Source organism: Paraburkholderia sp. Ac-20336, from assembly GCF_017105025.1.
GTDB lineage: Bacteria > Pseudomonadota > Gammaproteobacteria > Burkholderiales > Burkholderiaceae > Paraburkholderia.
The window spans coordinates 39,910-51,847 of sequence record NZ_JAAGPS010000006.1 but is presented as its reverse complement, the minus strand read 5'-3'; the positions used below and the strand labels follow the sequence as shown (position 1 = coordinate 51,847).

Annotated in this window: 10 protein-coding genes and 1 tRNA gene; 5 read left to right on the top strand and 6 right to left on the bottom strand. The window is 61.6% G+C overall.

Translation table 11 applies throughout. From position 1 onward, the window contains the following. Positions 1-183: 183 nt before the first annotated feature. Complete coding sequence (locus GXB81_RS04450; protein ID WP_205988479.1) at positions 184-1,509, bottom strand: TetR family transcriptional regulator; 1,326 nt, start codon at positions 1,507-1,509, stop codon at positions 184-186. A gap of 231 nt (positions 1,510-1,740) precedes the next feature. Between GXB81_RS04450 and GXB81_RS04445 the strand changes: the two genes are divergently transcribed. The 3 genes from GXB81_RS04445 to GXB81_RS04435 all read left to right on the top strand — a co-directional run bounded on the left by GXB81_RS04445 (position 1,741) and on the right by GXB81_RS04435 (position 5,945). After that, the gene (locus tag GXB81_RS04445) at positions 1,741-3,015 is read left to right on the top strand and encodes a serine/threonine protein phosphatase (RefSeq protein ID WP_167047054.1); all 1,275 of its coding nucleotides are present in this window, start codon (positions 1,741-1,743) and stop codon (positions 3,013-3,015) included. Positions 3,016-3,040: 25 nt separating this feature from the next. Beyond that, positions 3,041-4,357: an MFS transporter gene (locus GXB81_RS04440; RefSeq protein ID WP_205988478.1), complete on the top strand. Its 1,317-nt coding sequence runs from the start codon at positions 3,041-3,043 to the stop codon at positions 4,355-4,357. Positions 4,358-4,559: 202 nt separating this feature from the next. Next, complete coding sequence (locus GXB81_RS04435; RefSeq protein ID WP_167283005.1) at positions 4,560-5,945, top strand: carbohydrate porin; 1,386 nt, start codon at positions 4,560-4,562, stop codon at positions 5,943-5,945. A 190-nt stretch (positions 5,946-6,135) separates the two neighbouring features. Here GXB81_RS04435 and GXB81_RS04430 read toward each other — a convergent pair whose 3' ends face one another. Continuing rightward, entirely contained in the window at positions 6,136-7,377 is a 1,242-nt protein-coding gene (locus GXB81_RS04430) for an epoxide hydrolase (RefSeq protein ID WP_241016234.1), read from the bottom strand. 150 nt (positions 7,378-7,527) lie between these two features. Between GXB81_RS04430 and GXB81_RS04425 the strand changes: the two genes are divergently transcribed. Beyond that, positions 7,528-8,130: a TetR/AcrR family transcriptional regulator gene (locus tag GXB81_RS04425; protein ID WP_205988477.1), complete on the top strand. Its 603-nt coding sequence runs from the start codon at positions 7,528-7,530 to the stop codon at positions 8,128-8,130. A 128-nt stretch (positions 8,131-8,258) separates the two neighbouring features. Beyond that, complete coding sequence (locus GXB81_RS04420; RefSeq protein WP_205988476.1) at positions 8,259-9,086, top strand: hypothetical protein; 828 nt, start codon at positions 8,259-8,261, stop codon at positions 9,084-9,086. Between the two features lie 8 nt (positions 9,087-9,094). Here GXB81_RS04420 and GXB81_RS04415 read toward each other — a convergent pair whose 3' ends face one another. The 4 genes from GXB81_RS04415 to GXB81_RS04400 all read right to left on the bottom strand — a co-directional run bounded on the left by GXB81_RS04415 (position 9,095) and on the right by GXB81_RS04400 (position 11,885). Further along, positions 9,095-9,541 (bottom strand): RidA family protein, encoded by a 447-nt coding sequence (locus GXB81_RS04415; protein ID WP_167047072.1) that lies wholly within the window; start codon positions 9,539-9,541, stop codon positions 9,095-9,097. A gap of 31 nt (positions 9,542-9,572) precedes the next feature. Then, on the bottom strand, positions 9,573-11,033 hold the full coding sequence (locus GXB81_RS04410; RefSeq protein WP_205988475.1) for a 2-hydroxymuconic semialdehyde dehydrogenase: 1,461 nt from the start codon (positions 11,031-11,033) through the stop codon (positions 9,573-9,575). A 90-nt stretch (positions 11,034-11,123) separates the two neighbouring features. Then, positions 11,124-11,849, bottom strand: coding sequence for a tRNA U-34 5-methylaminomethyl-2-thiouridine biosynthesis protein (locus tag GXB81_RS04405; RefSeq protein ID WP_240159201.1), 726 nt, complete (start codon positions 11,847-11,849; stop codon positions 11,124-11,126). Further along, a tRNA-Ala gene (locus tag GXB81_RS04400) sits at positions 11,801-11,885 on the bottom strand. The genes GXB81_RS04405 and GXB81_RS04400 overlap by 49 nt, the downstream gene beginning before the upstream one ends. Between the last annotated feature and the right edge of the window lie 53 nt (positions 11,886-11,938).

Genomic DNA, 11,938 nt, shown 5'->3' with positions numbered 1-11,938 from the left:
TCGCGCTCTGCTGTCATAACAAGCTCCGTTCTTTATTGGTGATTTATGTGGGAAAAGAGATTGTTCCACAGCCTTACGCGGTGATCCATACAGACGCGAGTCAATGAACCTGATTGCGAGGCAACGACTCCAAGAACACGCTCATCCATCAATACAAATCGACCGACGAAGGAGAGTCGGACATCAGCCGCGCACACCGAACACCGCAAGCAGCGTCTCCCCCGCCGCCGCCTCGATTGCCGCAACGGGATCGTGAGGATGCGCCAGCAGACACGTGCGCGTGCTGCCGGCCGCCAGTACGCCCCAGACATAGGCATCGACCCAGTCGGTCCGCAGGCCCAGCTTGCCGAGCATGACGAACGAGCCGATCCCCCGTAGCTGCCGGATCTCGGCGGCAATGGGCGCGAGCGCGGCGTCACGTGCCGCCGCGCGTAGCAGCGCATTGAGCGCCGCGAGCGACTCGAGCCCGTCCCCTTTCTGCAGCAGCACGTTGGCCTCGACGAACTCGTCTGCCGCACGACGCTCCAGCGCGTCGACCCGCGCGCGCATGCGCTGGCACAGCGCATCGAAGGCCGCATAGATCAGATCGTTCCTGGTCCGAAAAAAGTAGGTGACCGAAGCAAGCGACACGCCGGCCAGCGTCGCGACCTCGCGTTGCGTGAGGCGGTCCGCGCCCTGCTTCGCTATCGTCGTCATGGCGGCGTCGAGAATCGCCTGTGTGGTCCTGCTCGCGCGCGCCGACCCCGTCACCGTGCGCGCCTCGTCGAGCGCGGCCCTTTCGCGATCCGCCATGGCGGGCTTGCGGCGCTCGACGAGCGCGACCGGCTGCCTGCCGAGGCGCTGCTGGAGTCGCACGGCCGGCGCCGCTATCCACGCGGCACAAGCCACGGCCTCGGTTTCGCCAATCAGAAGACCGGTGAGCCCGAGTGCGAAGTCCGCCCATACGCGCGCCGCGGCCTCGCTCGCCCCGAAGCGGCTCGCGAATTCGAACCAGAATCGCGCCTCGATATGCGCTTCGCCGAGCGCGGCTTCACGCAGGCCGGGCTCGCGGCCCGAATTGCTCTCGTGCTCCAGTTCGAGCAATAACAGGTTCGCCGCGCGCTCACGCTCCAGCCGCGCCTGCAGCACGGCGGCAAACACATAAGGCCAGTCTGCCCAGTCCGGCACCATGGCATATCCGCACTCCAGCGCAGCCTCACGCGCCTTGGCCGAGCGCTCGGCGGCCTCGCCATGGAGCGCCAGCAGCAGCTTGTCCCGGCTGCCAAAGTGATAGTTGATCGCGGAGGCGCTACCGCCCGTCTGCAACGCAAGCGCGCGGGCACTCAAGGCGGCGAGCCCCTGCTCGCATGCCAGATCGAACGCGGCCTGCTTGAGGCGCTCCGCGCTCGGGCCTGCTGAGGTTTCGATGCTCAACGGCACCTCCCGCGGGCAGTCCGGCCATTCAGCCCAAAACTGTACAACTGTTTCATATTTCTTCCTGTCTCTCGTGTTGATCTGGCCGCTTCGCACGCCCTGATCGCAGCTCGAAGCCGAGATTGTAGCCGATCAACATCTTGTAAACCTCACGTCATATTCCTCATTTTTCTTGGTGATGAAGGCCACGTCTGGAGTCGCGCGAGCCGTGCGATGTCACAGCGCCGCCTTAATAGCCAGATACTGTACAAGTGTTCTAGTTGATTCGTGAAGCATGACAGACACGCTTCGACTCCGACGCTTTACGTCCGCTCTCATGGAGTTTCTATGCAGTCATCCAAGGCCACGCCGGGCCATCGCTTCAGCATCGCGGTCATCCCCGACACACAAAACTACACGAGTCATACCCAGCAGCGCGAGGCGGGTTTCCCGTTCAACTCCCGCGAAATTCTCTGGGACATGATGCACTACATCGCGCGCAACGCCGTGAAGAACGGCGGCGAAATCGCCTTCGCTACCGGGCTCGGCGATATGTGGCAGCATCCGGTGAGCAACGCGCTCGACCGCGAGCACGCTGCGCGCGGCGACAAGGCCGTCGCCAATCCCATCATCGACTCGCTGATTCCGCCTTCGCCCGAGAAAGTGGTCGAGGTCGAGATTCCCGCGGCGAAGGCCGCCTACGAGATCATCGCGGGCACGCTGCCGTTCTCGGTCGTGCCCGGCAATCACGACCACGATCATCTCTGGACCGACGCCAACCATCCGCCCAGCGCGCGCGAGCTCGTGCCCGGCGATTACAGCGGCATCGGCGGCCTGCATTGCGGCGAACTGGTGAACTGGACGCGCAACTTCGGCGCCGGCACACCCTTCTTCAAGGGTCAGCCGTGGTATGTGGCATCGCTGCGCGGCGGCGCGAACAGCGCGCAGATTTTCAACGGCGGCGGCTATCGCTTCCTGCATCTCGGCATGGAGATGTCGCCGGACAGCGAAGTGATCGAATGGGCCGAATCGGTGCTCGCCGCATTTCCTGGCCTGCCGACGATCGTTTCCATTCACGAGTTCCTCAACAGCAACGGCCGCCGCGAATCGATCGAATGTCTCGATCTTTCGCGTCTCGATCCGCAGCGCCATGACCCCGAGCGCCTGTGGGAGCGCTTCGTTTCGCGGCACGACCCGATTCTCGCGGTGCTCAACGGCCACTTTCACGGCGTGCAGCATCGCATCGACAAGAACCGGCACGGCCACGACGTCTATCAGTTCCTCACCAACTATCAAAGCCGCAAGCAGTCGCTGCGCATGACCTCGCCCGATACGCGCGTGATCGACGGCATCGGCGACGGCTGGCTGCGCCTCATGGAATTCGATCTCGATGCGCAACGCCCGCAGTTGCGTCTGCGTGCCTGGTCCACCTACTTCAAGACCTATTCCTCGCAATTGCCCGAATACGGCGCGTGGTATCGCGCGGAACACCCGGAACTGAGCGAAGCGCAAATCGCCGCGCTCGACGACTTCACGATCGAGCTCGGCGACTTCCACGAGCGTTTTAGCGGCGCGCGCATCGACGGCGACGTCGATACGCCGGCCGGCACACATCCGACCTGATCGACGGTTAACCAAGGACTTCGCCATGGAAACCACCACGCCGATCGCACCGCCGCGCGCGGGCGTCTCACCCGCGCACGCCCGCCACCACGCCGCACCGCCGCGGCGCGCCACTGCGCTTTACATTCTCGTGTTGCTCGCACTGGTTTCACTGCTCGGCTATTACGATCGCTTCCTGATCGCAATCGTCACGCAGGCCATCAAGTCGGACATGCACGTGAGCGACGCCCGCATCAGCCTGCTTTCGGGACTCGGCTTCGCCGCCGTGTACTCGCTGCTCGCGGTGCCGATCGCGCGCCTGTCGGACGGCGGCCGGCGCGTGCGCGTGCTGAGCCTTTCGCTGACCGTCTGGTCGGCGATGACCGCGCTGTGCGGCGTCGCGCCCAGCTTTGGCGTGCTGCTGTTGGCGCGGCTCGGTGTAGGCGTCGGCGAGGCCGGCGGCAATCCGACGATTCATGCGCTCGTCTCGGACACGTTCGAGCGGCGCTGGCGCGGCACGGCGCTATCGGTCGTGGTGGTGGTGGGCGGTTGCGGCTATATGGCGGCAAGCTTCATCGGCGGCTGGATCGTCGATCACTGGGGCTGGCGCATGGCCTTCATTGCCGGCGCGGCGCCCGGTCCGCTGCTCGCGCTGCTGCTCTGGCTCACCGTCAAGGAGCCGCACGCCGCCGCACCGCGCGTGCAGGAAAGCCTCTGGCGCGCAACCCGCGTGCTGCTCGCGCGCCGTGCGTTCCTGCTCCTTTGCCTGGGCGTAGCGGTGTGCTCGGTGGGCTCATTCGCAGTACTGAGCTGGGTGCCGGCGTTTCTCATGCGCCACTACCATCTCACGGCCGCGCGCGTGGGCGCCACCTACGGGCTGACGATGGGCCTTGCGACTATCGCCGCGTTGCTGTTCGGCGGCGTGCTCGTCGACCTGCTCGCACGCCGCGACATGCGCTGGAGCCTGCGCCTGCCCGCGCTGTCGTTCGCGCTCGCCTCGCCGCTCACGCTCGCGTTCCTGTACACCGATAGCCTGGACATCGCGCTCGCCATCTCGCTGCCCATGACGTTCTTCGCCGGTCTCTCGACGAGCCCTTCCTACGCGCTGATCCAGTCCCTCGCGGGCAGCCGCTATCGGGCAACGGCCTCGGCGTTGTTCCTGCTCTTCACTTACCTGATCGGCATGGGCGTCGGTCCCTCGCTCGCGGGCGTACTCAGCGACTTCTTTGCCGCGAGTGCCGGCCCCGATGCCTTGCGTCACGCACTTGCCGTCGTTTCGCTCACCTATATTGCCGGCGCACTGCTGATCGCGAGCGGATCGCGCACGCTGCTGCGCGAACTCGCGAGGGCGGAGCACGACTGATCCGCGCCCGCCGCGCGATTGCCGCGCCCTTGCCCACATCACGACAACAGAACCCCAGCACGACAGCTAACCGCTTCGCACGCTCCCTTCCACTACGCTATTTCGCCGCCCGACCATGAACGCTCATTGCCGCTCCTTACGACAGACTCGCCAGAGCCTGCCCGCGCGTCGAAGACGCCGCTTTCTCCCGCACCGTCCCGCCATGAGCGCGATGCTGCTCTCGGGTGCCTTCACGTTGCTGTGCAACGCCGAAAGCGCCTGGTCCGACACACTCAATTCCGCGCAGGCCGACCCGGCCGTCGACGCCGCGCGCGCCGCCGCGCTCACGACGCCGCCCGCCTCCGCTCTGGCGCCTGGCAGCGAATTCGCGTCGCTGCAGCCGAAAGGCTTCAACCTCGCGCTGCCCGGCCCCGCCGACACGGTCGACCCCGAGGCTTTCGGCATGCGCCGCGCGCTGGCCGACGCCGGTATCGGCTTTATCGGCATGAATCTGTTCAACATGGCGTACAACACGCTGCAAGGCTCGGCGCGCAGCAATAACGGCACGCAGCAGTACAACGGCCAAACCTTTTCGTACACCAACAGTTTTATCGCCGGCGTGACGTATGATCTCTCGCGCTTCGGCATTCCGGACGGCCAGTTCTACGTCGCGGGTATCAACACGACGGTTTCCTGGGCGCCGCTCGGCCCCAACAAGACCAGTCTCTCGCAGATGACCTACTACCAGACGCTATTCAGCAAGCGCCTGGAACTCAAGCTCGGCTATACGACGAACACGTGGCAATTCGCCAATATCTACGTGGGCGGCAGCCTGGCCTCGAGCGTGTTCGGCCCTTCGGGCAGCATTCCGATTCAGGGCGGCATGTCGAGCAATAGCACGCCCACTCCGGGGATCAACCTCAAGTATTGGGTGACCGACAAGTGGTACCTGCAGGGCGCGGTACAGCGCTCCGTCAATCCCGACGGCCTGCAGGCCGAGACCCAATACAATCCCACGGGCTTCGACTGGTCCACGCCGAACGCGGGCGCCCTCTATCTCGGCGAAGCGGGCTATCAGCGCGCGCCGGCGGCAGACCGGCCGATGACGTGGATGCGCGTCGGCGGCGCGTACAACACGAGCAACTTCAAGAGCTACGAGCATCCCGGCACGCGCGTCGACCATAACGGCTATCTCTACTTCGTCGGCGATCGTCAGCTGTGGCAGACGCATCCTTCGGGCGCACCGGGGCGCGGACTCTATGCGGGAGCCTCGGTCATGTATGCGCCTCCTTACGCGAATGCCGTTTCGCAGTACTATGAATTACGGCTGTACGCCAAAGGGATATTCGAGAGCCGGCCTTACGATCTGATCTCGCTTGTCGCGACCGATAGCGTGTGGGGCAGCGACGCGATCCGCGTTTCGCAGGCGGCCGGCAATCTCGTGCATCGCGACAGCAAGGCGATTACGCTTTCCTGGAGCGCGCGGCTCGTGCGCGGCGTTTATGGCAGTCTCGGCGTCGGATACGTCAATCATCCGACCAGCATTGCCTATAAGCCGGAAACGGGCTCGGCACTCAATCTGCTCGGCAATCTGAATATTTTCTTCTAAGGAATCGACGGGGCAGCGACTCTCGTTGTTAGTCGATCTTGAGTCGCTGCCATTTCCGCCGTCACGCCGCCGCAACAGTCGTCATGCCGCAGAGCGGCGATCGGACAGCGAACCGCTCCAGGCAATCGAAGTTTTTCCGCCCAACCCGGCCTCTGTCGGCTAGCGCATTTTCGGTAACGTTCTGCTTTTCTTACTGTCCCTTCACCGAGGCCCGGAACGGCTGAAAGGCCTTCCACATTTCCTTCGAAAAAATTTCCGGTTCCTCGAACGCCGCGAAGTGGCCCCCGGCGTCTACCCGGTTCCAGTAAAAAATTTCGCTCCAGGATTGTTCCGCCCACGCCCGAGGTGGATTGAAAGTCTCGGAAGGAAACAGGCTGGCGCCCATGGGGATTTCGATTTTTCCGCCGCCGGACCGGCTCGGCGAGAAGAACTCGTGACTGCGAATGGTTTCTCCAACGCCTTCCCAATACAACCGCGATGCAGATGTTCCTGTACCGGTGTACCAATAGAGCGAAATGTCATCCAGCATTTGATCGCGAGTCAAAGCGTCCTCGGGTTTTCCGAAGTTGTCCGTCCAATCCCAAAACTTCTCATAGATCCACATGGCAAGTGCCAGCGGCGAATCATTGAGTGCGTAGCCAATCGTTTGCGGGCGAGTGTTCATCTGATCGGCGTAACCCGTGCCTCTGGTGACAAAGTACTCGATGCCGGCCAGTGCTTTCATCTCTTCCTTCGTTGGATTTGACGGGAGTTCTGCGGGAACGACCATGGGAAGATTCACATGGGCTGCGAGAAGGCCTTGAGGCCTCTGGCTGGCAAGCGCCGCCGTGATGGCGGAGCCCCAATCCCCACCTTGGGCCACCCAGCCTCGGTAGCCCAGACGCTCTGTCATCAGTACAGCCCAGGCACGCGCTATACGGCTCGGGTTCCAACCCAGATCACGAGGTATGTCCGAAAGACCATAACCGGGAATGGCCGGGACAACGACGTGAAAAGCATCTTCCTCCCTCCCCCCAAACCGGGTCGGGTCGGTCAGGCGCTCGATGACATCGAGAAATTCGGCTACGGACCCCGGCCAGCCATGCGTCATGATGATAGGTAAGGCGTTCTCATGCGCCGATCGCGCGTGAATGAAGTAGATGCCAACCCCATCGATCCGGGTGCGGAATTGCGGAAAACTATTCAGGCGCGCCTCAAATCGGTGCCAGTCATAACTTTGCTTCCAATACGCGATCAAGTCCTGGGCCACGGCTAAAGGCACGCCCTGAGACCAGTCGGCTACCAACTCGCGGTCCGGCCAGCGAATCAGGTCGAGGCGGTTTTTTAGATCGTCAATCGCCGCCTGAGGCACATTGAGTTCGAACGGGGTAACGCGCTCGGTCGCCGGCGGCAATACGAGTGTTTGCGCAGGCACGGGCATCGAAGAGTTCATAGGGGTTCCTGGTGGGCGCTGCCCGCGCTCGATACAGCTCGACGGCGAAGTTAGGCGGCACTATATTGTAACGATCGCTACAATATAGTGCGCTAAATTCATGCCGTCAACGAAATTGTAGCGGCCGTTACAATTAAGGAAAATCGGACTATGGCTCGGAAAATTGCATTCGACTACGAAGAGGCCCTTGACGCCGCCCTCGCACTATTCTGGCAACGCGGCTATGCCCAGACCGGATTGCGTGACTTACTGAAGGTCATGCGCATTGGAGAAGGGTCTTTTTACAATAGCCACAAAAGCAAGAAGCAGTTGTACTTTGCTTGCATTGAACGCTACGAAAAGCAGATCGTTGCCAGGCGCATGGAAGCTCTCGCGAACGCGCCGACAGCGCTCGAAGGAATCCAGGCATTTTTTGCAGTAGTCCTTGACTGTCTGGACGATTCCGCAACCCCATCGAAGTTGTGCATGCTGGCCGCCATGGAAGCTCCGGAGGTATTGGACGATCCCGACTTGCGCAAGCGCGCGGAGCGGAGCCTCACGGAACTGCAATCGGCAGTGGCTACCCGGTTGCGCGAAGACAAGGAAAAGGGGCTATTGCAGCCGTCGCTGGTCCCCATGATGGTCGCCTCCATCATCGTCACCTTCCTGCAAGGTCTCTGGCGCGTAGCGATGGTTTCTTACGATCGCGCAAACATCGAGCAACAACTCGACGTGCTTCTCGATGGTATTGGCGTAAGTAATCAGATCTGCTGATCGTATTCCACGCCGAAGCCTTCCGGTCGGATAGTGCACGTGAGTCTCGCGCCTCGCTCTGCCAAAGAATTGGGAACGGGGCGGACGCGATAGAATCGTGCGACCTGTCACGTTAGCCCGGGGACACGATGGAACACCGCAAGCCCTTGCCTTCTCCCCCAATGGCCGTCCTGGCCACCGGGGTCCGTTCGCTGCTCGTGGCCACGCTCGCGGCAGCTTCCCTGCTATGCGCCCGCACGGCGTCTGCCGCCGAATTGATCCAGATCCCGAGCCGGCCGAACGTCACGCAAGGCATCTGGCTCGATGCGCCATCGAGCACCCCGCCCTGGATCGTGATCCTGTTCGCCGGAGACAACGGCAACGTCGGGCTGGCCAGTAGCGGCCCGATGCGAATGGCGGGCAATTTCGTCCTCCGGACTGCCTCGTACTGGACCGGCCTCGGCGACGCCGCAGTGATCTTCGACACGCCTTCGGATCATCCGGATGGCATGGACGACCCCTTCCGCCTGAGCGACCCGGCCCGCCAGGACGTCGCAGCCGCGATCTCGGTACTGCGGCAGCGCTACCCGCAAGCGAAGATCGCACTGGTCGGCACGAGCCGCGGCACGATTACGGTCGGTAATCTGCTCAAGCGCAGCCCTGATATCGCCGACGCGTTCGTCCTCACCTCGCCCGTCACGGTGGCAAGAGGTTCGCAAGTCGGGCTATCGGGGCTCGCGTGGCCGGAAAATCATGCGCGCGTGCTGGTCGTCTCCAATGAAAACGACGGCTGCATGGTTTCCCCATTCGGCAATGCACGGAGTCTCGCGTCCGTCAATGGCTTCGCCTTCATCGCCGTCTCCAGTTCGGCGGGAGGCGGCAGCAAGCGAGCCGAATGCGGCGCCCACGCGCCTCACGGCTTTCTTGGGATCGAGCAGCAAGTTCTGGACGACATCAGCGGCTGGCTGCAGCACTGATCGTTCGATCACTCCGAACCCGTGAGCGGCCGATAAGCGACCGCCTTGATCTCGACTCTCAGATGCGGGTGCGGCAACTGGTGGACCGCAACCGTCGTGCGGGCAGGCCCGGAAAAGTCGAAGTACTCCGCGTAGACCTCGTTGTAGCCCTTGAAGTCCCCCATATCGACCAGATAAGTGCAGACTTCGACCACGTCCTCAAGGCCCGCCTTTTCGCTCTCGAGAATTGACCGGATGTTCTCGATAACCGCCCGCGTTTGCTCGCGAATGTCCATTGTGAGAACGCCTGGCTCGTCCGAACTCGCGCCCGCAACACTGTTGTCGGCCCGGCGCGAACTCGTGCCGGAGACGAATAGAAAATCACCCGCGCGTTTGATATGCGGATACTTCCCTCTGGGAGTCGCACGCCCCGGCACAACGGTTGCCGTCGTTGCCTGGTTCCGGAAGTCCTTCACTTGCTCACCTCCTGTTGAAGGAACATGGCACTCACTGCTCTACGCTTACACATACGTTGGTCAGCTCCGAATAGAAATTGAGTGAATGCAAACCGCCCTCGCGCCCGACGCCGGAAAGGCCGTTTCCACCAAATGGCGAGCGCAAGTCTCTCAGGAACCAGGTATTGACCCACGCGGTCCCGACATTCATCGACTCCGCCACGCGATGAGCGCGATGTACATTGGAAGTCCAGATCGTGGCCGCAAGACCGTATTCGGTGTCGTTAGCACGATCGACCACCTCCGTCTCGCTGTCGAAGGGAGAGATATGGCAGATGGGGCCAAAAATCTCCTCCTTGATGCACCGGGCACTGTCTTGCAGTCCTGAGATAAGCGTGGGTTGTACCCAGAAACCCGCATCGAGTTCGCCACCCAATTGGGGAATGCTGCCGCCGGCATGGAAAATCGCCCCCTCTTCGCGAGCGAGCTGGTAGTACGACAGCACCTTGTCGCGATGGGCCGCAGAGATGAGCGGACCCATCGTCGTCGAAGAATCCGTCGATGTTCCGAGCTTGAGAGCCGAGACGCGCTCAACCATGGTTGCGACGAATCGTTCGTAGATTGGTCGCTCGACAAAGATGCGTTCCGAGCACAGACATACCTGGCCGCTGTTCAAAAAGATGGCACGCATCATGCCCTCGACGGTCTTATCGAAATCGCAGTCGGCGAATACGATAGCCGCGTTTTTTCCTCCAAGCTCGAACGAGACGGGCTTCACATGCTTCGCCGCTGCATGCATGATTGCGGTTCCCGTCGCGGACTCGCCGGTAAATGTAATGGCGTTGATCTTCGGGTGCGTGGTAATGAATTCGCCCGCCGATCCCGGTCCCTTTCCATGCACGAGATTGAATACGCCGGGCGGCAAGCCCACCTTATGCATCACCTCGGCCAGCAACGTGGCTGTGCCCGGTGTTTCTTCAGAGGGTTTCGCAACCACGGCATTTCCGCATGCAAGAGCCGGAGCCACTTTCCAGGTCAACAGAAGCAACGGTAAATTCCATGGCGAAATGACTCCCACGACCCCGAGTGGCTTGCGCACGGTGTAGTTCAACGCATGATTGCGGTCCGATAATTCGGTTCTATACGACTCGAGCGGAGCCGTCTTCAGAATGTCGGCAAACATCCTGAAATTCGCCGCGCCTCTGGGAATATCCACATTTGAAGCAAGAGACACCGGCTTGCCGGTATCACTCATTTCGGCTTCGAGAAAGTCGTCGAAGCGGCGTTCGATCTCGTCAGCAATCCCGTACAGCATGGCCGCGCGCGTCGCAACCTTCAGCCTGCCCCATCCTCCCCGCACCGCACGATGTCCCGCGTCGACCGCGAAATCCACGAGTTCCCGGTCAGCTTCATGTACCTCGCCAATGATCCTTCCGTTAGCCGGATTGTGATTCGGGAAACGGCTGTTGCTTTCGATAAACTCCCCGTTTACAAAATTTCTGAAATGCTTCACAGCTTCTCCTCGAAACGATCACCGTGTTGAGCCGATGGCAATACGATCAGTATGACCAGGTAAAGATGCCGCCGATGTGGTATCTCAAGGTCAGATCACGAATTCCACGATGGTACCGCCGCTGCCATACAGCGGCGAATACTCATGAATCCTGGCGCTGGAAAACCGCCCATCCAGCGCCCCCAGGATCCAGAAGAAGTGCTTGAATCCCATGTCGACCCGGGCCTCCGACGCATACTGGGGAATGGCCGAGCGAAGCTCGTCAACGGCTCCGGCCTCGATCAACTGCAAAATGCGACGGTTCCACCGATCATCGCCTTCTGAAATGATGTGATCGGCACTCGGATCAATCGGCTCGCGAAACATCGAATACGACAGTCCACCGATCCCCACGACGGCGACTTTCTTGCCAGCCGCATCTGCCGCGCGGGATGCAATCCGTCCGAGTGCCTCCGTTTGCCGCGGGCTGTGGTACAGGTTGTTGGCAGCAATGACAACCGGCAGATCCGGTGTCCCGAACCCCATCAGGGTTGCGGCGGTAATGGTGCCGGTATCGATCGGAAAACCGTCGTAATCGACGCCTTTTGCATGAACACCGCCTTGCCTGCAACCCTGGACACACGCTTCAGCAAGTTCCACGTCACTCGATATGTCGAACGGTAGATCACCGAACTCATGCCAGTTTTCGTCTACGTGCAGTCCCGTGCTTTTGGCCCGGTTGATCCACAACTGGTCAAGCACGGCCATCCATTGGGTCGAATAGACAAGGACAACGTCGGGTTTTGAACCCGCCAGGACCTGACCCGCTTCACGCATTGCCGATGCGAGCCGCCGCCACGGCGGTACATCGCCGCGCAGCTGAGGAAGCGGGCTTCCCGGTACGAGAAATGCCGATACGATGGTCA